The sequence below is a fragment of the Pseudoalteromonas sp. SR44-2 genome, from assembly GCF_014163745.1.
GTDB classification, from domain to species: domain Bacteria; phylum Pseudomonadota; class Gammaproteobacteria; order Enterobacterales; family Alteromonadaceae; genus Pseudoalteromonas; species Pseudoalteromonas distincta.
The window spans coordinates 102,372-125,764 of the sequence record NZ_JACJDW010000005.1; the positions used below are offsets into that span (position 1 = coordinate 102,372).

Below are 23,393 nucleotides of genomic sequence, written 5' to 3' on the forward strand. Positions count from 1 at the left end.
ATTTTTCACTTCTTTAATTATGCAATAGGCTCTCTACATACCTATTCATTTACTTATTTCATACATTTGAGTATATATTTCAGACAATAGTCTTTAAACTTAAGGAATTGTAGTTAAAAAGATTATTTTATGTACCTGCGTGCTGTCGTTAGCATCTTCGCTTTTACTTTTTGCAGTAATGTAGAGGCTGTAAGCTCACTTACTTTTATTGCTGAAGATTTGCACCCTTACCACTTTAAAAACAAAAGTGGCAAGGCTGACGGAGCCTCTGTTGATATTGCTAAAGCTGTTTTAAGAGAAGCTAAGCTACAAGCTAAATTTGAAATAATGCCAATGGCACGAGCCTTTCATCAGCTAGCAGCTAATCCAAACACAATTATGCTCTCTTTATTAAAAACTCCCGCTAGGCAAAGTCAGTTTAAATGGTTAGGAGCGGTATATTTTACTGATGCCTACCTAGTTAGTTTAAAAAGCCACAAAGACGAAGTAACTCATTTAAATCATGCAAAATTTTATAGAGTAGGCACTATTCGTGGATATTTGAGTGCCAAATATTTAATAAAAATGGGGTTTGAAGAAGATAAAAATTTAATACTAGCTAGTTATTATCAGCAGGCATGGCAAATGCTTTATAAGGGTAGAACTGACTTTGTCCTTATGAATACACTTACCTTAGATAATGAACTAAAAATGTCAGGGCTCGACCCAGACTTAATAACTAAACGACTTCATTTAGCTGATTTTCCTTCAATACTCTATTTTGCTGCTAATAATCAGATTGACGAACAAACAGCAAACTTAATCTCGCAGGCATTAAAAACTATAAAAGTAAGTGGCGAATACCAAGCCATCTTAAAAAAGTGGCAACTCCCTCTTCCTCCTTCTATAAATTAAACCTATTTAAATAAGTATATTAGCAAACATCAAGCGCTACCAAATATGATGATAAACACCTCTATTTAACAATTTCAAATAACATAATAACGTTAACCAGCCCTATTGGTTAACCAAAATACCATCATTGAAATAACAATTAATTATAAAAAACTACAAATTGGTAAGTTTTAATTTTTAAATTGGTATGTTAGATTGAGATTAAGCGACACCTGTACCGCGCAATTTTTACTTCATCACACAGAGACAATAATGATAAAAAATATATCCACATTTAAACTTACGGCTTTAGCCGTTATCACACCTCTACTTTTTACGGCTTGTTCAAGTACCCAAAGCACTAATCAGCAAAGCGATGCGCCGGTACCTGCAACAAAGTTTGATTTATCACACTGGAAGATAAATGTACCAGTGGATTTAAACAACGACGGTAAAATTGATGAAATAGATGTAGAAGAAATTCAGACTTACGCACACCCTGATTTTTTCTATCTTGATGATAAAGGCTACATGGTATTTACCTCGCCTAATAAAGCGCTTACAAGTGCTAACTCTACTAATACCCGTAGTGAACTTAGACAAATGATCCGTGGATCAAATACTAAAATTAAAACTAAACACTCTAAAAACAACTTTGCTTTAGCTGTTCACCCGCTATCTGACCGATTTGGTTCTGTTGGTGGAAAGATGGAAGCAACGTTAAAAGTAGATCACGTTGCGCTACGTGCTACCGACCCTGATAAAAAAGCGGCTTACTCGGTTGTTGTAGGGCAAATTCACGCAGGTAAAGATCAGGCACTTATTGATACCAAGCTTGGTTATGGCTGGGGCAATGAGCCACTTAAAATATATTACAAAAAATGGCCAGGACATAAAACAGGCTCAGTTTTTTGGAACTACGAACGTAATTTACCTAAAACCAATCCTGATCGTACAGACATTACTTACCCAGTTTGGGGTAATACATGGGAAAACCCTAACGAGCCAGGCGGTGCAGGTCTTGCACTAGGTGAAGAATTTAGCTACACGGTAAATGTGTATAAAAATGTTATGCACCTTACATTTAGCGCACAAGGCAAAGAAGACGTTAACTACTCTATTAACTTAGGTAATAACGTAGATGCTTATGGCAAAGTGGACAAAAAAGACCATCCACATGGTTACGCTGCTGATTGGCATTACTTTAAAGCTGGCGCTTATAACCAATGTAGTACTAAAAGCGCGAAAGGTATTTGGTACCCAGGTTGTTTAGGTACTGGCGATTGGACTACAGATAAACAAAATGGCGATTACGCTCAAGTAAGCTTTAGTAAACTAGAGTTAAGCCCAGCGACACCGCCAACAAAATAACTAGGCTAGTACAGCCTCAGATAAGTAATTTTTTAGTGTTGTAAACAGTGGCGTTGGTAGATTATTAATATCGCACCAGCGCCACTTTAAACATTTATTAGGCTCTTTAAGCTCAGGCTCTCCGCCTTCAAAATCAGCTTTTACATACAACGTAATATAGTGTTTGTTCTCTGCTGTAAAAATATCATTGGTAAAATCAAGCTTAGTAATTTTACTTACCTTTAAACCTGTTTCTTCAAACACTTCTCGTATTGCACATTGATCAACACTTTCACCAAACTCTAAATGTCCACCAGGTGTTGCCCATGTATTAGCACCATGCGCGCCAATGCGCTCACCTAGTAAAATTGTGTTTTGGTGCTTTATGATAACCGCAACCCCTACTCTTACTACGTTACTCATATCGTGTTTTCTCTTATTTTTACTGCCCGCCATGCTGAACCACACGCTTTGTATTGTCAATTTTGTATTTTTAAAACCAGTGCATTGATTAACTTTTAGCCGACCAAGGTCGAATAGCTTGCTTGTTAAAAAAAGCCTACATTTTGTAAGGTCTCTCACACACAAATTTAGCTTTAGGAGCCTTACATGTCAGGCGAATATAAACAGCAATATAATGCCTTTAAACAAAACCCAGCCCAATTTTGGCTCGAACAAAGTAAAAATATTCCATGGTATAAAACCCCCACAAAAGCATACACACAAGACGACGACGGGCTTTACCATTGGTTCAGTGACGGGCAATTAAACACCAGTTTTTTAGCACTAGACCAACACGTTATTGCCGGATTTGGCGAGCAAACAGCACTGATTTACGACTCTCCAGTCACTAATACAAAGCAAACTTATAGCTACTCACAACTACAACAAGAAGTTGCTAAATTTGCAGAAGTAATGCAATCGTTAGGCGTTACAAAAGGCGACCGCGTTGTTATTTATATGCCAATGATCCCACAAGCTGTTATTGGTATGTTGGCGTGCGCTCGCCTTGGTGCTATTCATTCGGTGGTATTTGGTGGGTTTGCTGCACACGAACTGGCTGTACGCATTGATGATGCCAAGCCCAAACTTATACTTAGCGCCTCATGCGGTGTTGAAGTAAACAGCGTTATTGAATACAAACCACTTATTGATAACGCAATAGAATTAGCTGCGCATAAAGTAGAATACTGCGTTATTTATCAGCGTCCACAAGTAACCGCCACTCTTAAGCCTAAACGAGACATAGATTGGACTCAGGCAATGCAAACGGCTGCAAGCGCAGATCCGGTGCCGGTAAATGGAGATGACCCGCTTTATATTTTATATACCTCAGGCACGACAGGCACACCCAAAGGCGTAGTACGCGAAAATGGCGGTCACGCATTGGCAATGCAATACAGCATGGCAACCGTTTATGGTATGAAGCCCGGCGACGTATTTTGGGCAGCGTCTGACATTGGCTGGGTAGTTGGGCACTCTTATATAGTTTACGCACCGCTAATGTATCGCTGCGCGACCGTATTGTATGAAGGTAAACCCGTTAAAACGCCCGATGCTAGTGCATTTTGGCGCGTGGTAGAAGAATATAAAGTAAATGCATTATTTAGTGCCCCCACCGCCTTTAGAGCAATCAAAAAAGAAGATCCAAATGCCGATGGTTTTAATCAATACGATACCTCAAGCTTAAAACGTTTATTTTTAGCTGGCGAGCGGTTGGACCCTCCCACTTACGAGTGGCTTAAAGAAAAAACCAAACTGCCAGTGCTCGATCATTGGTGGCAAACAGAAACCGGCTGGGCTATTGCTTGTAACCCTGTAGGGCTTGAGTACTTAGCAACAAAACCTGGCAGCTCTACCGTGCCTACTCCAGGTTTTGACGTGCGAATATTAGATATGGATGGCAATGAATGCGCAGCTAACGAGCAAGGCGCCGTGGTAATTAAACTGCCACTTCCACCGGGTTGCCTACCAACAATTTGGCAAGATACCCCGCGCTTTAAAGCAAGCTACCTAAATGAATACGAGGGTTATTATTTATCTGGCGATGGTGGTTATATTGATGAAGACGGCTACCTATTTATTATGGGCAGAACCGACGACGTTATAAATGTAGCAGGACATAGGCTTTCTACTGGCGAAATGGAAGAGATAGTAGCCGCGCACCCTGCTGTTGCTGAATGCGCTGTTTTTGGTGTGAACGATCCTCTAAAGGGGCAACTTCCTATGGGAATGATCGTGCTTAAAAATGATTTTATGGGCTCAAGTACCGACGTGGAAGAAGCGCTTGTTTTAAGTGTTCGTAATCAGATTGGCGCTATTGCGTGCCTTAAAAATATAGTTAGCGTAGATAGGTTGCCCAAAACACGCTCGGGTAAAATACTGCGTAAAAATTTGCGCCAATTGGTTGATGGCGAAGAGCTACAAATACCTTCAACCATAGATGATGCCAGTATCTTTGAAGAAATAAACCAACAACTAACACAAAGATAAACCCAACCAACCTATCTAAAGCCATTTTTATAATGGCTTTTTATTTCATCCTTATATTTGATCCTTTTACTTAAGCTTTAATTTAACCAATAGCTGAAATTTTTTACGGCTTAATGCTTTCTTCTTTTAATAGCGTTATTAATTTAATCAATTTAAAAAGGAATGGTGTATGCCCCGCTTGCTACAAAAACTATTAACCACAGCCCTATTGTTTATAGGCTTTGCCACACAAGCCTATGAAATAGAAGACTTAGGAGATGGCTTACACCGCTTTGTAGACGACAGACACCGCTCAGTATTTTTAATCACTGCTGAGGGCGCAATTGTTACCGACCCGCTTAATAAAAAAGCCGCCACTTGGTTAAACGAGCAAATTAAAACCCGCTATAACGTACCGGTAAAGTATGTAATTTATAGCCATAATCACAGCGATCATATATACGGCGCCGAGGTATTTAAAAGCCCGCACACCACGTTTGTAGCGCATAAACTCGCTGCGCAAGATATTAAAAACACGCAAATGAAAACAATAACGCCCAGCCTTACTTTTGATAACGAGCTACTACTTACCCTTGGTGATTCCACAGTAAAGCTTAACTACCATGGTCCAAACGATGGTCGTGGTTCGGTTAGTATATTATTCGAAAAGCAAAAAATTCTATTTGTAGTTGATTGGATTGTTATTGGCAGAATGCCATGGCAAAAACTGTGGAGTTACGATATTCAAGGCATGATTAATTCAACCCAAGCGGTACTCAAATACGACTTTAATACCTTTGTAGGCGGACATGCCGATATGGGTAATAAAGCCGATGTAGCACGTTACTTAAACTATATAGAGCAGCTTTACAGCCAAGTAACCGCGGCAGCGCTTGCAGGGCAAAGCCTAGAGCAAATAAAACAAAACGTTAAGCTCGATGAATTTTCAGATTTAAAGCAATACCAAGCCTGGCTGCCACTTAATATTGAAGGGGTATACGAGCGCCTCATGGAAGAATCCGGCATGGGCTGGCGCAGCGATTTATAAATTGTATGCGTGTGCATTTGTTGCTTGAATACAAATGCATACGTATTCACATTGAATTAACAGTGCAAGCTTGTGATAGTGCACTTTTTGTATGCTAAGGCGCCACCATGAAATTAGTTTCTTTACTGTTTAGCTTATTAATATTTGTAGTACATACCAGCTATGCAAACACGGCCACCGTGCAAGTAAGTAAAGGCCAAATTGAGGTGATCGATAATATAGAATCACAGTTTGTAAAAAACCGCTTTTTAAATGTTTGGCTACCGCCAGGTTACAACAAAAACACCACCTATGACGTGCTCTACATACATGATGGCCGCATGTTATTTGATGCAAATAGCACATGGAACAAGCAAGAATGGCGCGTAGATGAAGTAGCCGGCACATTAATAGAGCAAGGCAAAGTACGCCCATTTGTTGTGGTAGGCATTCCAAACGCCGTAGAAAACCGCCACAGCGAATACTACCCACAACAACCGTTTGAGGCCTTAAGCAAGCAAAAGCAAAACGCCCTTTACCAGTTAGAAAAACACCCAGGCCATAAGTTATTTGCCTCTAAGGTTTACTCAGATAACTACTCACGCTTTTTAGTCAAAGAAGTTATTCCTTATATTGAGTCTAACTACAACGTAAACAAAGGCGCGCAGCACCGTTATATTGGTGGCTCTAGCATGGGTGGGCTAATATCGTAGTACACACTGCTTAATTACCCTAACGAATTTGCCGGCGCTATTTGTATGTCGACCCACTGGCCAGGTATTTTTAGCCACGATGACGAAGTATTTGCCCAGTTTAAAAACTACATTGCCAACAACATCACAAAGCTAAGTAACCAAAAAGTGTATTTTGATTATGGCGATAGCACCTTAGATGCCATGTACCCTAAGTTACAAGCGCAAATTGATGATTTATTTATGGCGCAAAAATACCCAGCAAAACTTTGGCAAAGTCAGTACTTCCCTGGGGAAGAACACACCGAAAACGCATGGGCCAAACGCTTACATATTCCCCTTGAGTTTATGTTTAGAAAAACCAAGCAAGCTGCCCCCGAGTAATCATTTATACCAATCGGCTTAATTAAGTGATCTATTTTGAGGATGGGAAACGTGTTGATAGCTAGGCAAAAAATTCGCTATTTAGTTGTTCTCGGCAATTGCTCCTGCATTGCTCTACCTTCTGCATCCATGCAGTCATAAATGAGAATTTTTTAACGCTGATAGCGACACGTTTAGCCCCTCAAAATGATTAAGTATTATTGCGGATTGGTATTATAAGTAATACGCCCCATCATTAATCATAAAAAAGCGTATTAACTAAAATCGACCACCACTTCATAACGCCCAGGCATGTCGTTTACTTCGTATACCCAACCGTGTCGTTTTATTATTTTTTCGCTTAACTCCAACCCTAAACCGTAGCCAATGTTAGCAGGCTTGTTTGTGTTATTAGCACTGTGTGGCGTTTCAGTTTGTTCGCTGCTATTTACTATAATTACACGGCTACCCTGCTGAGTAATTCGCACTTGCCCTTGTTGCGTATGCTGATACGCATTACGTATTAAGTTAGTAAGCACAATGTGGCATGCGGTGGCTTCGGTATTAATAGTTGTACTTTGGTTATCGGTATTTATAAGTACATCAACTTGTTTTGAATTGAGTAAATAATCGAGTTCATTACTCAAGGTCGTTATTTTTTCGGCTAGGTTTACAGGCTCTGGTGCACTTTGCTGGTCGTCATTTCTGCTAAGCCACAATAACGTCTCGGTTAAATCGCTCATGGTTAAACCGGCGCGCTCTATTCGCTGCAGTGTAAGTTGCTGTTTATCGCTTAAAGGCGCTTTTTCGCTTAAGCGGTTCAGTAACTCAACGTTGCTGCGAATAACCGAAATTGGTGTACGTAACTCGTGGCTCGCATAACTTAAAAAGCGCTGTTCTCGCTCAAGGCTGTCGTGAGCAGAAAGCAAGCTACTGCGTATTAACGTTGCCAAGGTATTTAGTTCGTTATAGGTAAAGTCGGGCGGCGTGTTTTGTAAATTATTTTGATTTAACGACTTAGCCCAACCACGTAGTGATTCAACTGGCTTAGCTATTTTTTTCATTACCATAAACAAAAAGAAGGTAAATAAAGCAATTGCCGTAACCCCTGTTAACGCTATCCATGCCAACTTTTTTATAGGTTTATCGGGTGAGCTTTGTTTTTTAAGGCGCTCTTTTTCAAGCATAATACGTGATACGTAACGGGGCTCCCCTGCAGGGTTTTGAAAATACGCTACAAAATAGAGGTCTTCCGGCATTGAAAAAAACGATGGTTTTACTTTGCTTTTTTGCAATACGCCTATCTCTGTAGGCTTTGTAAAGCGTTGCTGAATTTCGCTTGGCATGTCTTCCCAGCGACTCGCTATTTTAAAGCCAATCATTTCTGCAGGTTCACCGTTTTTAACCTCAGTAGATTGCGAAAGCGCATGCATTACGCCATTTAACCCTCGGTCTAAGCCATCAATAAAATAATTAACACTTAAAAACGAAAAGCCAATTGCCATTAACGAACTTAAAAGCACCATGGTGGCAAAAAAATACAACCTCAGGCTGGGTCTAATTTTCATGCTTGTGTCCCATTTTTTAATTTTAGCGCAAACCCTATACTGGGTATTGTTTCTAGTACGGCTTGGCAATGCGCTTGCTCTAGCTGTTTACGCAAATGATGAATATGAACTTTTAAGCTATTGCTGTCTGGCTGTTCGTCTCCCCATATTGCTTGCATAATTACCTGTCGGGTTACCGGTTTTTGCTGCTCTCGTACAAGCACTTCTAATAACTTAAAAGTAATGGGTGATAACTTTAAACTGTGCTCTTCCACTGTTGCTGTATGCGCGGTTAAATTAAGTGTTAAATTAGCAAATGTAAGTCGCTTAACCTCTCCACTTTTACGCTTTGCTAATACTTGAACCCGCGCTACTAGCTCTTTCATCGCAAATGGTTTTACTAAATAGTCGTCACTACCGGCTGCAAACCCCTCAAGCTTATTGTCGAGGCTATCGCGCGCTGTCAGCATTAATACAGGTATATCAATGCCTTGCTCACGCAATGTTTTACACATGGTTAAACCGTCCATTTTGGGCATGTTTACATCTAATATAATCATTTGATATTGATTACGTTCTATTAAATTTAAACCCATTACGCCATTGCTTGCATGGTCACACTCTATTGACTCAATTTCGAGATAATCAACAATGGTGGTTGCCAAGTCTATGTCGTCTTCAACCAGTAGTACGTTTATCATTAAGAGGCTACTTCCTGCGTTTTATTTTTAGCACCTAGCGATATTAGCACAGCATCAATACCACGCTTAGCATCGGTTTGAATCATCAATAATGCCGGTATAAGTATTAAGGTAATAACCGTGGCAAACAAAATACCGTAGCCAAGTGATGCCGCAGCAGGGATTAAAAACTGTGCCTGCATTGAGGTTTCGCTAAGTAGCGGCACTAAGCCTGCGTACGTCGTAATTGAGGTAAGTAATACCGCACGTAATCGGCTCGTACACGACTCAACTATGGCATCGTGCGTGCTCATGCCCTCTTCTTTTACTAGTTCGTTAAAGCGTGAAACAAGTAATAAGCTGTCGTTTACAACTACCCCACTGAGCGCCAAAATACCATTTAACGACAATATACTAATGGTTAAGTCGTTCCACCAATGTCCTAAAATAGCGCCCACAATGCCAAACGGAATTGCTACCATAATCAACATAGGTTGAATGTACGATTTAAGCGGAATAGCCAGCAACACATAAATAACTAATAAAGCGGCTACAAACATAGTGCTCATTGAGCTGGTGGTTTCGCTTTGTTGCTCTGCCTCTCCTGCAAAATACACACTTAAGTTAGGAAATTGCTGTGTTAACTCAGGAATTAAGTCGCGCTTTAAGTTAGCAACTAACTCGTTTGGAGCAATCACGTTTTTATCCACTTGGGCGCTTAAATAAATTGCACGAAGTCCATCAATGCGGGTTATTTCATCTTGCTGATATTCACTGCTTACTGTGGCTACGTTAACTAAAGGGACAACCGTGCCATCGGGTAGGCGAATACGCGACTGCATTATATCGGCAGGTGTTTTACGAGCATCTTCTGGGTAGCGTACACGTACTTTAACTTCGTCTTTATTACGTTGGTAGCGCTGTACAACTGCACCACCAAAGGCTTGCAGTACTTGCTTTGATAAACTGGCTGTATCCATGCCAAGCGCGCGCCCTTGTGCATTTAGGGTAAATTTAAGCTGTGGCTGACCTGGGTTTAAGTTGTCGTCTATTCCGTTAACGCCTGCGGTATTTTGTAAGCGCTCCTTAAATAGTGCGCCCGCCGCCATTACGGTTTCGTCGTCCCACGCTTTAAGCTCAACTTTAAAGTTATCAACCATTTTACGCGTGGCTAATATTTGTAATTTTTTACTGCCCTCAAGGCTACCTGCTACGCGCTGCCACTCTTGAGCAAATTCGCTTGCTGTAAAAGCGCCTTCGTTTAATAGCTCAACACTTACTTCACCGCTGGTGTCGCTGCTACTAATGACTTGTAGGCTGGTTATTTCGCTTTTGTCAGAACTCAACTTAGTCATTAAGTTTTGCTCTGCTTGTAATGCACTTTGCTCAAGCGTTAATAAGTTTGTGTTTGTTTGCCCATAAGCGGCGTCGTTTTGCATAACTAAATCGGCTGTTACAGTGTCGCCTGCAATACTTGGGAAAAAACCAACTTTAACTGTGCCTGTCATCGGCATGCCAATAACTAATATAAAAAAGGCGATAAACGCAGCCACTACGGCGTATCTAAAGCGCAGTGAAAATTCAATAACCTTGCAGTAAATGTTTTTGCTAAACCAGCTTAAGCCGCTATCAGCACCATGTTGTATTTTTGACCACAGACCTGCTAAGCCTTTTTTAACTTGGCGTTTAGTACTAATGTGGGCTAAATGCGAGGGTAAAATAAGTTTTGATTCAACAACTGAAAGCAGTAAACAAATGGTCACTACAGTGGCAAATTGAGAGTAAATTTTACCTAAGTTACCTGACACATTCGAAAGCGCCACAAACGCGGCAACGGTGGTTAACACCCCAAATATTGTTGGCACAGCAACCTTCATGGTGCCTAAAACTGTATTATTTAATGTATCGCCATGTTTTTCACGTGTGGTGTAAATACTCTCTCCTACAACAACGGCATCGTCTACCACTATGCCCAGCGCCATAATAAAGCCAAAGGTGGTCATTTCGTTTATGGTTAGTGCGGTGTAGCCATCGGTCATAAAATAAAGCGTACCAAAAAATACAAATGGCAAGCCACCAGCCACCCATAGCGCTACGCGTACGTTTAAAAATATGGCAAGTATTACAAACACCATAATAATACCGGTCACCGCGTTTTTAGTAAGTAGCGATAAACGCTCAGTGATCATGGTGCTTTTGTCATTCCAGCTTTCAAGCTCTACATTTTGAGGTAATAAACCACTTTCGTGCCACGTTTTTATTACATTATTAGCCTGCTCAACAATGGTGATTATGTCGCTGTTATCACCCATTAATATTTCAACGCCTACGGCATTTTGTTGGTTATAACGACTTAGTGAGTTGTTATCTTCAGAAAAACTGTCGCTAACAATAGCAACATCACCTAATTTGATTTGTGCGCCAGATGCTGTAGTGAGTAAAACAATATTGGCAAAGTCGCGCTGCCAGTAAGCTTGGTCGGCGGCTTTTAAGCGTATAATTTTACTGCTATCGCGCAAACTAGTCGAAAGCGGGCTTGATGACTCATTATTAATGACCTCACTTACATCACTAATAGTTAAGCCATAAGCTTGTAATTTACCTTCGTCGATTTCTATGGACATCATCGGGTCGAGCACACCCGATTGCTCTACGTCACTAATGCCTGATTGCGCTAATAAATCGGCTTTAAGTTTTTCGCCCAGGTTTTGTAATGTATAGCGATCGGCATCCCCAAAAAGTTGCAGCGTTAATGCATGATCTTGCCTACGGGCTTTATCAATAACAGGTTGCTCAGCATCTGCCGGAAAGTTATTAATAGCGTCAACTTGGTTTTTAACGTCAACAAGTAACTCATCGAGTGAGTAATCAGTACTTTTTTCAATGCTTACATGGCTGCCGCTAGCATCGGATGTAGAGGTAATACGTTTAATACCTGATACGGTTTCGAGCGCTTCTTCAATTTTTAACGCTATTCCTTCTTCGGCTTGCAATGCATCGCCACTGTCGTAAACCACCGATACCGAAATAGTATCTGGCTCTAAACTCGGAAAAGCCTCTTTACGTAAAGTCGTAAGCGACATAATACCCATTACAATCACACTAACTAACAATAAGTTAGCGGCAACAGAGTTATTTGCAAACCAATTAATAATACCGTGCAGCGGGTTATTATTACTGGGTATTTGAGGTGGTTGATGAGGGCTCATTATTGTATCTCCTCAACAATTGGATTTACTTTCATATCGCTTAGGTAACTTACTAATGGGCGCGTTACTACTTTTAAAGTACTTTGCTCTGCAACTGGCGAAATATATACGTAATCACCACGCTCAAATACTTTATTGGCTTGTATGCTTACTAAGTTGTTTTGATCATTTACGTACCAAATTGAACCATCTTGAGATACCGCAGATGCAGGTAATTTAATTACGTTACTTAACTGCTTACCGGCAATTTCTACCGCTAAAAATGTGCCAGGCAGTAACGGCGTTGCTTGCTCAAACGGTTTATCTAAGGCGACAATTACGCTGCGCTGACGCGAACTGTCATCAAGGTGTTGCTCAAAACGTGCAATATAACCATTCCATTTAGTATTAGTGGTTACATCAGTTAAAATAACATCGCCTGATTTATTATTTGCTAGGTTTTGCCACTGGTTTAATGAAAGCGGCACGGTTATTTCTATTTTGTCGGTACTGTTTAGCGTGGCAAGCGTATCGCCAATACTCACATAAGTACCTAAATCTATATCGCGCGATAAAATAACAGCGTCAAATGGTGCACTTAACTGGGTGTTATTTACATCACGCTGTGCGGTTTTAAGTGCATATTGTGCTTTATCGAGTGTAGCTTGCGCGGCTTCTAATTGTAGCGTTCTAAATACAAGCGGCGAACTTGGCGCTTGCGTAACGCCTGAGCGATCCCATTCACGTTTTGCTTGATTACCTAAATCTTGTTCTTCTTGCAGTGCTAGTTTTGCATCAGCCAATGTTGCTTTTGCGCTAGCTAGAGCTTGTAAGTATTCGGTGTCATCAATTTGTGCAAACACTTGGCCTTTAGTTATTAAGTTACCGGTCGCAAATTGTTCGCTCATACTAGTTACTTCGCCTTTAACTTGTGCTTTTAAGCTAAGTGACCAATGCGCTTTAGCTTCACCGTGGCCGCTAACATAAGCCTGATAAGTGCTCGGAGCTGCATTAATTACCGATACATTTGGGGCAATAGCTTTAATAGCGGCAGGTTGTGGACTATTTGCTTTTTCAGCCATTTTTTGACCGTTATACACAATAGCAAGCCCTATACAAACAATAGCAACAAGCGTTACAACAACCGGTGTTGGCGAAATTTTCATGACGATACTCCAAGGCCCAAAGCGAGGCCTAAATCTATGCGGTTAGTTAAAAGGGTGTAGTTTATTTGGCTAAGCTGGGCTTGCAGGTCGTATACTTTTTGTTGCACTGTTAGCAAATCTAAAATATCAACCAAACCTTGTTGATACTTACTTTGATAGTTACTAAAGCTGCGTTTAGCGCTAGCAAGTGCATTGCTAATTTGCAGTTGCTGCTCGGTTAATGATTGCTCCTGCCCGAGTGCATTTTCAACTTCGTTTACCGCACTTAGCAGCGTATCTTGGTACTGCCAAAACGCTTGCTCGGCATTTAATTTTGCAATATCAACTTGCGCACGCAGTGCTCCACCTTCAAATAAAGGGGCACTTAAACTGCCTAATAAACTCCACATTGGGCTGGTTAATAATGCTTGGCTTGGCGTGCTTGCTAAATCACTCAGTGATGCCGAAAGCGAAATACTCGGTAGTAGCTCTTTGTACGATACATCAACCAAGTAATGCTTTGCCTGAATGTTGTAATAGGCACTTTGTAAGTCAGGTCGGCGCGCTAAATCTTGCTCTGGTAATGTACTTAATGGCTCAATAACGCTTGGTAGAGTTGATGTACTTGGCAGGTTTTGAAGTTTATCAGTGCCTACAATTAGCATTAAAGCACGCTTTGCTTTTGCTATTTGTTCTTTGTAATCGGCAATGGTCGCGCGGGTAGATGCCGTGCTAGTACGGGCGGTATCAAGCGCTTCTAAATCACCTAACCCATATTGGTAGCGCTCTACAATACTTTGCTCATTATTTTGTAAAACAACTAAACGTTGCTTCTCTATATCGAGCAAATTTTGCTGCAAAATAATATTTAAATAAGTACGAATAACACTCGCTACTAATGTGTCTTTAGCGCCTTGATAAGTAGCTTGGTTACTGGCAATAGTCATATCTTGCGCGGCTACGTTGTCAGCAATTTTTTTCCATATATCGGCTTCCCAGCTTATACCTACTGATGAGCTATATTGCGTGCCTTCGGTTTCACTGCGCTGCGCGTCAAATCCTGCATCTACACTAAACCACTGACTTGCAGCGGTTACATCACGCTGCGCATAAGCTAGTTTTAATGCAACATGCACTTGATTAAACGATGGGTTATTAGTAACAGCTTGCTCAATAAGCGAATCAAGCCCTTCAATATCCACCAAATCGGTAATGTAATTTACTTGCTGTGCGTTACTTTGCGTGTACTGCCAGTTTGTATGTTGTTTTAGCGACTGCTCAGTACTATTACCTTGATAGCTTGGCTGACTACTACATGCAGCAAGTGTGCAACTAAGTGCAAGTAAAAAACCGGTTGAGTGCTTTTTAAAATAAACCATTGAACTATGCCTAATTCGTACTATTACACATAGCTTATTAGGTCGAGGGTTAAGAAGAGGTTAAATGATTTAATCTAAATATTGGGTTGCTAATTTAACAGTAAAAAGTAGTCACTTTAGATGTTTTATATCGTTATAAGTTTTGTAATTGCTCTATCAACCATTTATGAATTGGGCTGTTATTAGTACGCGGATGCCATGCGGCTATTACTTTAAATGTAGGGGGCAGAGCTTCTATTTTTAGCTGTTTAACTTTGCTGTTTGGTAATAATCTTGATGGGTAAAACGCGAGCATATCGGTTGTATGTAAAATGTCGGGCACCGCTGAAAAGCTCGGCACCGACATTACAATATTACGTTTTAGCCCTTGGCTTTCAAACCACTGATCGTGCGATCCGCGCAAATTTGCACGCGATGGCGACACCACTAGCTGTGAATGCTTTGCAAATTGCGCCAAACTCAAAGGGTCAGTGTAAGTAGTATTACCTATACCGGTAATACACAAATGCTGTTCTTCAAACAAAGTGATATAAGAAAGGTTGTCGGGTATAAATTCTGGAAAGCTTATCAGCAAATCAAGCTCGCCTGCCGTTATAAGTTGATTAACGTTATCTGATGCAAAGTCGCGCACAATCAACTTTAAACCCGGCGCTTCGCGGCGGGTAATATTAAATAATTGCGGCAATAAGGCCTGCGTGGCGTAGTCGGTTGCGCTTATGGTAAAAACACCTTTATAAGTTTGAGGACTAAACAGCTCAGGCTCTAGTAACGATTCTAATTGCTTTAAAATATGATTAACAGGCGCCTTGAGTCCTTGCGCTTTAGGAGTAGCAACCATGTTATTACCTTGGCGAATAAACAAGCGATCGTCAAATAAGTCTCGTAGTTTTCGTAGTTGCTCACTAATAGCTTGTTGCGTTAACCCCATTTTTTTGGCTACTTGTGAAAGATTTTGCAGTTCTAATAAGCTACTGAGTACTCTTAACTGTTTTATATCGAGCCGACTGATACCATTCATAATTGTATGCTGCACAAAAAAGTGTTGTTTCAAATTGTATCCTTAAATCTCTATGCTGCCAATGTTGCTTAACCACTATTTAAGCCTTTGTTTGCTTTATAAGAGAATTTAAAATGAAATCAGAATTAGTTAATACCGCTCCTTTATTCTCATCAATTGAGCTTGGCCCTTTTACACTTAAAAACCGTATTGTGATGCCACCTCTTACTCGCTCTCGCAGTACTCAGCCTGGCAATATTCCTAATGAATTAATGGCTGAGTATTATGCGCAGCGCGCATCGGCTGGTTTTATGGTTACCGAAGGCACACAAATAGAACCTCGTGGACAAGGCTACGCTTGGACCCCAGGTATTCACTCGCAAGCACAAATTGAAGGCTGGAAAAAAGTAACACACGCGGTACACGCTAAAGGCGGTGTTATTTTTGCTCAGCTTTGGCATGTAGGGCGCGTATCGCACGCCACACTACAACCAAATTCAGGTAAACCGGTTGGTCCTTCAGACATTGCAGCTGACAATGTAAAAGTATTTATTGAAACCGCACCTGGTGAAGGCGCATTGGCTGACCCAAGTGAGCCTCGTGCGCTAACAACAACTGAAGTTGGCGAACTGGTAAACATGTATGCTCAAGCTGCACGCAATGCTCTAGAAGCTGGCTTTGATGGTGTGGAGCTTCATTGTGCTAACGGCTATTTAGTTAATCAGTTTATTTCTGAGCATACTAATAACCGTGACGATCAATACGGTGGAACGCTTAGTAATCGCCTGCGCTTTTTAAAAGAGATAGTTGAAGCGGTAAGTGACGTTGTAGGCTCTGATCGTTTAGGTGTTCGCTTTGCTCCTTTATTTGAAAGCACAGATGAAACACGAGTGTATTTAGGACTTGTTGAATCAAATCCTCATCACACTTATATCCAGGCAGTTAAAGTGCTTGAGCAAGCAGGTATTGCTTACTTATCGATTGCGGAAGCTGATTGGGATAACGCTCCCGATTTACCACAAGAATTTTATAAAGCAGTACGAGCTGAATTTTCAGGTCGCATTATTTATGCTGGTAAATACACAGTAGAAAAAGCGGTGCGTATTTTAGGTGAAGGTTACGGTGACTTATTTGCATTTGGTCGCCCATTTATAGCTAACCCTGATTTACCAGAGCGTATAGCAAATAATTGGACGTTTAACGAAGCCGATGCAGCCACTATGTATGGCGGTACTGAAGTGGGTTATAGCGATTATCCGCTCTACGAAAAATAGTTAATTTAATTAAGCCAAGGAAGGCTTAATTACTAATTTCGTATCCATTTATTGTGATACCACTAATCATTTTGGTGTATCAAAATATTCCTAAAATCGTCAAAAACTAGGTGTTATGTCAAGAACCGTCAGTAAAATGTAAAAAGCTGTAAGCATAACTCCGTTTGCTGTTGTATGTCAGTTAACATTCAGTTTGAGCCGCTAGTATTGAACCCAGTTATGTAAAAACATAAACGAGGCAATACTATGAAACTTACTTTTTTACTACCTGCCCTGCTCGCCATTGGCGCAGTATCAGGCTCTGCGCTTGGAGCACAAAACGAGCGAGAGAATGATAAAAGCTTTAAACGCGATCACGACAAACGTGTTGAATATAAACGCGATGAACGCCGCCATGAAAAAAAGCAGCGTATTGAGCATAAAAAAGAAAAACGAGAAGACCGTAAGCAAGAAAAACGTAAACTTGCTAAGTACAAACAGGAAAAGCGTGAACTACACCGCTACAACCAGCGAAAATATAACTACTTAACAAGCCATCACAATTCAGTCGCTTACAGACAAAATCGATTTATAAACCATTTACCACGCAATAGCGCATCAATCAGATTTAATGGTATTTCGTTTACGTTTAACGACGGCCTTTATTACCGTAAAGCTAAAAGAGGCTACCATGTTGTTAAACCACCTAGAGGCCTGCGTATAAATACGCTTCCAAGAAATTACAGGCATTTTAAACACCATAATGCGACTTACTACACTTATCAAAATGTGTACTACATTGCGGATAATGATGGTTATACGGTTGTTGATGAGCCATCAACTCGCCTTAATCAGGCAATAAAAGTGGGTAATGTGAATGACTATAGCTTGGGCCAAACTTACGACTCACTGCCTCAGGCTGCACAGGCCGTAATCATTAACTCACAGCAGTATTTTAAATACGGCGATATTTATTTTTTACCGCAAATAAGTGGTGACGACATAAAATACCTTGCCATTAAGCTAGGTTAAACTCGCTATAAATTAAAAGGCCTTACTGTAAATAGTAGGGTCTTTTTGATTCCCCTCCGTAGGTAGTAATTTACAGCAATAAAATCAATTCTCTCTAAACATTAACATGTCTTAGTATTTGTAAGCTTTTTTGTTAAACTAGCTCGCATATTAATAGTGAGAGTGTATTTATGTCGGGTGAGTTTCCACGTGCTGGTTTTTGGCGCCGTTTTGCGTCGTTGGTCTACGATACGTTAGCCATTATTGCGTTTGCGATGTTAACTGTAGTGCTGTATTTATTTGCAGTACAGGGGCTTATTTCTCTCGATGTAATTAGTTTAAATGGCGCAGAGGATGTATCTGCATTTATTCAAAATTCAAATCTTCTTTCGGGTATTCGTACCGCTCTTTTAATTATTGTTAGCTTAGTATTTTTTGGTTACTTTTGGACTAAAAGCGGGCAAACCATTGGCATGCGTGCATGGCGTTTAAAAGTACAAACTCTTGAAGGTAATTTAATTAGCTGGCCGCAATCAATTATCCGCAGCGTTAGCGCTTTACTCGGTTTAGGTAATTTGGTGGTGTTAGTCGATTTTAAAAACAAAAAAGCACTGCAAGATTACATCTCTAAAACAGAAGTTATTGCACTTACTAAAGAAGAAAACAGACGTATTTATAGTGAGCTTGATTAATACCAGCTTTCCAAAACTGGAAATTAAAAAGCAAAAAGGGTGACCACTGGTCACCCTTTTTAATGCTTTGAATGGGTACTCTATACCCGTTTATTCATCAAATATGTCGCAAAGCCTATAAATATAATACTGGGTAATACCGCCCCTATAATAGCGGGTATTTGGTAAACCATAACTACAGGGCCAAATATTTCATTAGTTAAGTGAAACACGATCCCCGTTACAACACCCATAATAATACGTGCGCCCATAGTAACGGTACGCAGTGGGCCAAATATAAACGAGAGCGCCACCAGCAGCATTACCGCTACAGATACAGGCTGCATAAGCTTACGCCACAGAGCAAGCTCGTAGGTACTGGTGTCTTGTTCGTTTTGCTCTAAGTAAGTTAAATACGACCAAAGCCCAGTAAATGAAAGTGACTCTGGTTTTACCGAAACAACCCCTAACTTTTCAGCGGTCAATTGTGAAGGGTAAAACTCTTCTGGTAGTTGCTCTGTTGTGGTTTTTTCGCTCGTAATAATAACCTTATTTACATCACGAAGTAGCCAGCCTTCTTTTCGGCTCAGTGCATCTTTTGCTTTAGTAATTTGGGTAAGCTCTAACGATTTGTCAAAGTGGTACATGTGTACCCCGTTGAGCCTGCCGTTTTCGTCAACATCTTCAATATTAATAAAATTGCTGCCGTCTTTAGCCCATACACCTTTTTGTGTGTTAAATACATCGCCGCCATGTATTGCTTGGTTACGCATTTCTTTAGCGTGTAATTGCGCTTCAGGTGCACCCCATTCGCCAAGTGCCATCATGCATACAGCCATAAATATGGCCGTTTTCATCACAGAGCCAATTATTTGTAAGCGCGACATACCAGCCGCTTGCATCACTACCAGCTCACTGTTTGAGGCAAGTGCCCCTAAACCCGTTAAGCCACCAATTAGCGCAGCCATCGGAAAAAACACCACTAAATCGCCAGGTATTGTGTAAAGCGTGTAAAGCATTGCGGTCATTAAATCGTAACTGCCACGCCCTACCGACTTTAGCTGGTCGATAAACTTAATTAAGGTGCTAATACCAACAAGTACCAACAATGCAAAGCCGGTAGTTTGTAAAATACTGCGGCCTAAATACCAATCAAGCGTTTTCATCATGAGCCTAACTCCCGCTTAGTTACAACGGCTTTAAGCCAAGCGCCCAACGGTCGCCCTTTTATAATTAATAACCCACCTATAAATAAGGCACTTAGGTGAATCCACCACAAGCCAATTGAAGGCGGAATTTTGCCATCTTCAACTGCAAATTTAGCGGCATTTAGTAAAATAAAATAGCCTAAGTACAAGCTTATAGCAGGCACTAGTTTTGCAAATTTACCTTGGCGAGGATTAACCACACTTAGCGGTACTGCCAGTAAGGTAAGTAGCGGAATTGATAACGGAATAGCGAGTCGCCACTGCCATTGAGCAATAGATTCTGGTGTATTAATGGCGAGTAATTGATTAGTAGGCACAGCCTCTAATTTACGGCGTTGGTGCTCTATTTCTTGTTCTCGTATTTGTACGCTGTAACCATCAAATTCTGTTAAGTTAAGTGCAGGCGTTGCGCCATCTGTTTCGTAACGTTTACCGTCTGTTAGTACGAGCTGTTGCTCACCATTTACGGCTTCAACCACAACACCTTGCTCTGCATATACTAAGCGCGCTAAGTTGCCTTTTTCGCTATCGGGTAACTGTGCAACAAATACCTTATTGAGCTCTTTGCCACCCTTTTCAATATTATGAATAAACACCACGGCTTTTTCGTTACCGGTTTCTTGGAACCGCCCAGCTCTGAGTGCAGATAACCCCGCATCGGCTTTGGCTTGCTCTTTTAATTGATACTCTTGCTCGCTTGCCCACGGAGCTATATACATAGTCAGTGCTGCGGCTAATATAGCAAGCCCTACACTTGATATAAGGGTTACGCGCACAACATACCATTCACTTACGCCACAGGCTTTAAGTACGGTCATTTCGCTATCGGCGTAAATACGGCTGTAGGCTAAAATAATGCCTAAAAATATACTCAGCGGAAGTATTAGCGAGGCTAGTTGTGGAAGTTTTAGTGCAATCATCGATAGCACTAATTTAGCAGGAATGCTGCCCTCAGAGGCATCACCTAAAATACCAACTAACTTTTGTGACAAAAATATTGTCATTAAAGTTAAAAATACGGCGACCTGCGATTTTAAAACCTCAGCGGTCAAATAACGGAAAATTAGCAATGCTCGCCCCTGTTAAACATGGAATTTCACTACGATAGTGAGAATTGAATAGTTAAATAGCTATTTTACCCAATTAATACCGGCAAATAGGCTATTATTATAAGCCATCAAAATTAATTATCCTACCTAAGTGCACGATATAATGTTGCATTAGTAGCCCTTAAGCATATAAAGTTCAATTACACAGTAAGAGTCTAGCAAAATCAGCTAAAATAAGAATTATCCTTACATAAGTTACGTAGATAAGACTAGAAAATACTTTTTTAGCCCCAACTTAGTAACTTAAACGACTCAAAACCAGGAGTAACAATGGAATTTAACGTAAAAAGTGGTAGCCCAGAAAAACAGCGCAGCGCATGTATTGTGGTTGGCGTTTACGAGCCACGTAGGTTATCCCCCATTGGTGAACAACTCGATAAAATCAGTGATGGTTATATCTCTAATTTACTTCGCCGTGGCGATTTAGAAGGTAAGCCAGGCCAAGTTTTATTATTGCATCATGTACCTAATGTATTAAGCGAGCGCATATTGCTTGTTGGTTGTGGTAAAGAGCGTGAGCTTGATGATAAGCAATATAAACAAATCATTTCTAAAACTATAAATACCTTAAACGAAACGGGCTCTATGGAAGCAGTCTGCTTTTTAACAGAGCAACACGTTAAAGGTCGCGACACCTACTGGAAAGTACGTCAGGCAGTTGAGACAACGCAAGACTGCTTATATACGTTTAACCAACTGAAAAGTAAAAAAATAGACCCTCGTCGTCCACTTCGCAAAATGGTGTTTAACGTACCAACACGACGCGAACTAACTATTGGCGAAAGCGCTATTGAGCATGGTTTAGCCATTGCTGCAGGTAGTAAGCTATGTAAAGACGTAGCTAATATGCCACCAAATATTTGTAACCCTGTGTACTTAGGTGAACAAGCACAAGAGCTGGCAACTGATTTTGACAACATTACTGTTGATCTTATTGACGAAAAGCAAATGGCAGAACTTGGTATGAATTCTTACCTAGCTGTTGGCCGAGGTAGTGATAACGAATCGATTATGTCGATTATTAACTACAAAGGCGCCGCTGATGACCAAGCCCCTATTGTACTTGTTGGTAAAGGTCTAACGTTTGATTCAGGCGGTATTTCATTAAAACCAGGCGAAGGCATGGACGAAATGAAATACGACATGGGCGGAGCAGCAGGCGTTATTGGCGCAATGCGTGCACTTGCACAAATGCAATTGCCGATTAACGTTATTGGTGTTTTAGCGGGTTGTGAAAACATGCCTGGCTCAAATGCGTATCGTCCAGGTGATATTTTAACAACAATGTCGGGGCAAACAGTTGAAGTGTTAAACACCGACGCTGAAGGCCGCTTAGTATTATGCGACGCACTAACATATGTTGAACGATTTAACCCAGATACGGTTATTGACGTAGCAACGCTAACTGGCGCGTGTATTGTAGCCCTTGGCGCGCATGCTACTGGTTTACTATCAAACCATAACCCACTTGCACACGATTTATTAAAAGCGTCTGAGCAAAGTGGCGACCGTGCATGGCAGTTACCGTTATGGGATGACTATCAAGATCAACTAGAAAGCCCATTTGCTGACTTTACGAACTTAGGTGGACGCTCTGCGGGTACTATTACTGCGGCATGTTTCTTATCTAAATTTACTAAAAAGTATAATTGGGCACATTTAGATGTTGCCGGTACAGCGTGGCGCAGTGGCGCTAAAAAAGGCGCAACGGGCCGTCCTGTGCCTATGCTTACTCAGTATTTATTAAACCGAGCGGGTGTAAGCGAAGCTACGCACGATTAATAATCTATTTAGCTATTTATAAGGCGCCATTTGGCGCCTTATTTATTTGTGTATTAATTGAAGCAAACCCCGTTATATGGCAAAATCTGCCTCTTAATTTGTGTATATCAATTTGGTATACATTCAATGTCATGGGAAACCCCGATACAATGAACATGAACGCTAAATTTTTCGTTCTAAAGCAACAAGATGAGTCTAAAGCGAAGGCTGACGATCATTTTGCATTGGCTGCTCAAATTGCGGCCGATCAGTATCGAAATGGGCAGCGTGTGTTTATTTGTGTTAACGATAACGAAGCAGCCTGTGCCATTGATGAAATAATTTGGGCATTCGATCCAGATAGTTTTGTGCCACATAATTTACAAGGTGAAGGCCCTAAAGGCGGCGCACCTGTAGAAATTGGTATTACGCCACCTGTTGGCAATCGTAAAGTTTTAATTAACTTGGCTACTCAGTTACCGGATTACATTCGTCGATTTAACCAAGTTTTTGATTTTGTACCCGTAGAACCAGCTGCTAAGCAAGCAGCCCGCGAGCGTTTTAAAAAGCTACGCCAACTCGGTGCCAATCTCACCACGCAAGATATTAATAGCTAGCCAATCAGGCAAACTAACCAACTAATTTAAGTACTTATTTAAGGTTCTGT

At 40.8% G+C, this 23,393-nt stretch carries 20 protein-coding genes; 11 read left to right on the forward strand and 9 right to left on the reverse strand.

Features of this window, described 5'->3' with window-relative positions; all coding sequences use genetic code 11:
- Positions 1–129 precede the first annotated feature (129 nt).
- A complete protein-coding gene (locus tag H5115_RS04615; protein ID WP_182753892.1) occupies positions 130–894 on the forward strand; it encodes an ABC transporter substrate-binding protein in 765 nt (254 codons plus the stop codon).
- A gap of 252 nt (positions 895–1,146) precedes the next feature.
- A complete protein-coding gene (locus H5115_RS04620) occupies positions 1,147–2,244 on the forward strand; it encodes a polysaccharide lyase family 7 protein (protein WP_182753894.1) in 1,098 nt (365 codons plus the stop codon).
- Here the strand turns inward: H5115_RS04620 and H5115_RS04625 are convergent, their stop codons facing one another.
- Positions 2,245–2,646: an NUDIX hydrolase gene (locus tag H5115_RS04625; protein ID WP_182753896.1), complete on the reverse strand. Its 402-nt coding sequence runs from the start codon at positions 2,644–2,646 to the stop codon at positions 2,245–2,247. It lies immediately after the preceding gene.
- 186 nt (positions 2,647–2,832) lie between these two features.
- On the opposite strand from H5115_RS04625, the gene H5115_RS04630 reads away from it, so the two are divergent.
- The 4 genes from H5115_RS04630 to H5115_RS20190 all read left to right on the forward strand — a co-directional run bounded on the left by H5115_RS04630 (position 2,833) and on the right by H5115_RS20190 (position 6,798).
- A complete protein-coding gene (locus H5115_RS04630) occupies positions 2,833–4,716 on the forward strand; it encodes a propionyl-CoA synthetase (RefSeq protein WP_182753898.1) in 1,884 nt (627 codons plus the stop codon).
- A 169-nt stretch (positions 4,717–4,885) separates the two neighbouring features.
- Positions 4,886–5,743 carry an MBL fold metallo-hydrolase gene (locus H5115_RS04635; RefSeq protein ID WP_182753900.1) on the forward strand — a complete coding sequence of 286 codons (858 nt, stop codon included), beginning with the start codon at positions 4,886–4,888 and terminating at the stop codon, positions 5,741–5,743.
- Between the two features lie 107 nt (positions 5,744–5,850).
- Positions 5,851–6,435: an esterase family protein gene (locus H5115_RS20185; RefSeq protein ID WP_259396326.1), complete on the forward strand. Its 585-nt coding sequence runs from the start codon at positions 5,851–5,853 to the stop codon at positions 6,433–6,435.
- 45 nt (positions 6,436–6,480) lie between these two features.
- The gene (locus H5115_RS20190; RefSeq protein ID WP_259396327.1) at positions 6,481–6,798 is read left to right on the forward strand and encodes a hypothetical protein; all 318 of its coding nucleotides are present in this window, start codon (positions 6,481–6,483) and stop codon (positions 6,796–6,798) included.
- A 254-nt stretch (positions 6,799–7,052) separates the two neighbouring features.
- Here the strand turns inward: H5115_RS20190 and H5115_RS04645 are convergent, their stop codons facing one another.
- The 6 genes from H5115_RS04645 to H5115_RS04670 form a co-directional block, all read right to left on the reverse strand.
- Positions 7,053–8,345, reverse strand: coding sequence for a HAMP domain-containing sensor histidine kinase (locus tag H5115_RS04645; protein ID WP_182753902.1), 1,293 nt, complete (start codon positions 8,343–8,345; stop codon positions 7,053–7,055).
- A complete protein-coding gene (locus tag H5115_RS04650) occupies positions 8,342–9,025 on the reverse strand; it encodes a response regulator transcription factor (RefSeq protein ID WP_182753904.1) in 684 nt (227 codons plus the stop codon). The genes H5115_RS04645 and H5115_RS04650 overlap by 4 nt, the downstream gene beginning before the upstream one ends.
- On the reverse strand, positions 9,025–12,213 hold the full coding sequence (locus tag H5115_RS04655; protein ID WP_182753906.1) for an efflux RND transporter permease subunit: 3,189 nt from the start codon (positions 12,211–12,213) through the stop codon (positions 9,025–9,027). The genes H5115_RS04650 and H5115_RS04655 overlap by 1 nt, the downstream gene beginning before the upstream one ends.
- Complete coding sequence (locus H5115_RS04660) at positions 12,213–13,358, reverse strand: efflux RND transporter periplasmic adaptor subunit (protein WP_182753908.1); 1,146 nt, start codon at positions 13,356–13,358, stop codon at positions 12,213–12,215. The genes H5115_RS04655 and H5115_RS04660 overlap by 1 nt, the downstream gene beginning before the upstream one ends.
- The gene (locus H5115_RS04665) at positions 13,355–14,716 is read right to left on the reverse strand and encodes a TolC family protein (RefSeq protein WP_182753910.1); all 1,362 of its coding nucleotides are present in this window, start codon (positions 14,714–14,716) and stop codon (positions 13,355–13,357) included. Before H5115_RS04665 ends, H5115_RS04660 begins: the two co-directional genes overlap by 4 nt.
- A gap of 133 nt (positions 14,717–14,849) precedes the next feature.
- Positions 14,850–15,767 carry a LysR family transcriptional regulator gene (locus tag H5115_RS04670; protein ID WP_220487173.1) on the reverse strand — a complete coding sequence of 306 codons (918 nt, stop codon included), beginning with the start codon at positions 15,765–15,767 and terminating at the stop codon, positions 14,850–14,852.
- Positions 15,768–15,847: 80 nt separating this feature from the next.
- On the opposite strand from H5115_RS04670, the gene H5115_RS04675 reads away from it, so the two are divergent.
- The 3 genes from H5115_RS04675 (at position 15,848) to H5115_RS04685 (ending at position 18,669) form a co-directional block, all read left to right on the forward strand.
- Positions 15,848–16,987 (forward strand): alkene reductase, encoded by a 1,140-nt coding sequence (locus H5115_RS04675; RefSeq protein WP_182753912.1) that lies wholly within the window; start codon positions 15,848–15,850, stop codon positions 16,985–16,987.
- A gap of 246 nt (positions 16,988–17,233) precedes the next feature.
- On the forward strand, positions 17,234–17,998 hold the full coding sequence (locus H5115_RS04680) for a DUF6515 family protein (RefSeq protein WP_182753914.1): 765 nt from the start codon (positions 17,234–17,236) through the stop codon (positions 17,996–17,998).
- A 170-nt stretch (positions 17,999–18,168) separates the two neighbouring features.
- Entirely contained in the window at positions 18,169–18,669 is a 501-nt protein-coding gene (locus tag H5115_RS04685) for an RDD family protein (protein WP_002962012.1), read from the forward strand.
- An 80-nt stretch (positions 18,670–18,749) separates the two neighbouring features.
- On the opposite strand, the gene lptG is transcribed toward H5115_RS04685, so the two are convergent.
- Both lptG and lptF read right to left on the reverse strand, forming a co-directional pair.
- Positions 18,750–19,817: an LPS export ABC transporter permease LptG gene (lptG, locus tag H5115_RS04690; RefSeq protein ID WP_024603537.1), complete on the reverse strand. Its 1,068-nt coding sequence runs from the start codon at positions 19,815–19,817 to the stop codon at positions 18,750–18,752.
- Positions 19,814–20,926: an LPS export ABC transporter permease LptF gene (lptF, locus tag H5115_RS04695; RefSeq protein ID WP_138489600.1), complete on the reverse strand. Its 1,113-nt coding sequence runs from the start codon at positions 20,924–20,926 to the stop codon at positions 19,814–19,816. The genes lptG and lptF overlap by 4 nt, the downstream gene beginning before the upstream one ends.
- Positions 20,927–21,235: 309 nt before the next feature.
- Here lptF and pepA point away from each other — a divergent pair, with 309 nt between their 5' ends.
- Both pepA and H5115_RS04705 read left to right on the forward strand, forming a co-directional pair.
- Entirely contained in the window at positions 21,236–22,747 is a 1,512-nt protein-coding gene (pepA, locus tag H5115_RS04700; RefSeq protein WP_182753916.1) for a leucyl aminopeptidase, read from the forward strand.
- Between the two features lie 149 nt (positions 22,748–22,896).
- Positions 22,897–23,343, forward strand: coding sequence for a DNA polymerase III subunit chi (locus tag H5115_RS04705; RefSeq protein ID WP_002962020.1), 447 nt, complete (start codon positions 22,897–22,899; stop codon positions 23,341–23,343).
- Positions 23,344–23,393 lie beyond the last annotated feature (50 nt).

Coding starts and splice junctions, on each gene's coding strand:
- H5115_RS04615 (WP_182753892.1), top strand. CDS start 130: ATGTACCTGCGTGCTGTCGTTAGCATCTTCGCTTTTACTTTTTGCAGT.
- H5115_RS04620 (WP_182753894.1), top strand. CDS start 1,147: ATGATAAAAAATATATCCACATTTAAACTTACGGCTTTAGCCGTTATC.
- H5115_RS04625 (WP_182753896.1), bottom strand. CDS start 2,646: ATGAGTAACGTAGTAAGAGTAGGGGTTGCGGTTATCATAAAGCACCAA.
- H5115_RS04630 (WP_182753898.1), top strand. CDS start 2,833: ATGTCAGGCGAATATAAACAGCAATATAATGCCTTTAAACAAAACCCA.
- H5115_RS04635 (WP_182753900.1), top strand. CDS start 4,886: ATGCCCCGCTTGCTACAAAAACTATTAACCACAGCCCTATTGTTTATA.
- H5115_RS20185 (WP_259396326.1), top strand. CDS start 5,851: ATGAAATTAGTTTCTTTACTGTTTAGCTTATTAATATTTGTAGTACAT.
- H5115_RS20190 (WP_259396327.1), top strand. CDS start 6,481: ATGTCGACCCACTGGCCAGGTATTTTTAGCCACGATGACGAAGTATTT.
- H5115_RS04645 (WP_182753902.1), bottom strand. CDS start 8,345: ATGAAAATTAGACCCAGCCTGAGGTTGTATTTTTTTGCCACCATGGTG.
- H5115_RS04650 (WP_182753904.1), bottom strand. CDS start 9,025: ATGATAAACGTACTACTGGTTGAAGACGACATAGACTTGGCAACCACC.
- H5115_RS04655 (WP_182753906.1), bottom strand. CDS start 12,213: ATGAGCCCTCATCAACCACCTCAAATACCCAGTAATAATAACCCGCTG.
- H5115_RS04660 (WP_182753908.1), bottom strand. CDS start 13,358: ATGAAAATTTCGCCAACACCGGTTGTTGTAACGCTTGTTGCTATTGTT.
- H5115_RS04665 (WP_182753910.1), bottom strand. CDS start 14,716: ATGGTTTATTTTAAAAAGCACTCAACCGGTTTTTTACTTGCACTTAGT.
- H5115_RS04675 (WP_182753912.1), top strand. CDS start 15,848: ATGAAATCAGAATTAGTTAATACCGCTCCTTTATTCTCATCAATTGAG.
- H5115_RS04680 (WP_182753914.1), top strand. CDS start 17,234: ATGAAACTTACTTTTTTACTACCTGCCCTGCTCGCCATTGGCGCAGTA.
- H5115_RS04685 (WP_002962012.1), top strand. CDS start 18,169: ATGTCGGGTGAGTTTCCACGTGCTGGTTTTTGGCGCCGTTTTGCGTCG.
- lptG (WP_024603537.1), bottom strand. CDS start 19,817: ATGATGAAAACGCTTGATTGGTATTTAGGCCGCAGTATTTTACAAACT.
- pepA (WP_182753916.1), top strand. CDS start 21,236: ATGGAATTTAACGTAAAAAGTGGTAGCCCAGAAAAACAGCGCAGCGCA.
- H5115_RS04705 (WP_002962020.1), top strand. CDS start 22,897: ATGAACATGAACGCTAAATTTTTCGTTCTAAAGCAACAAGATGAGTCT.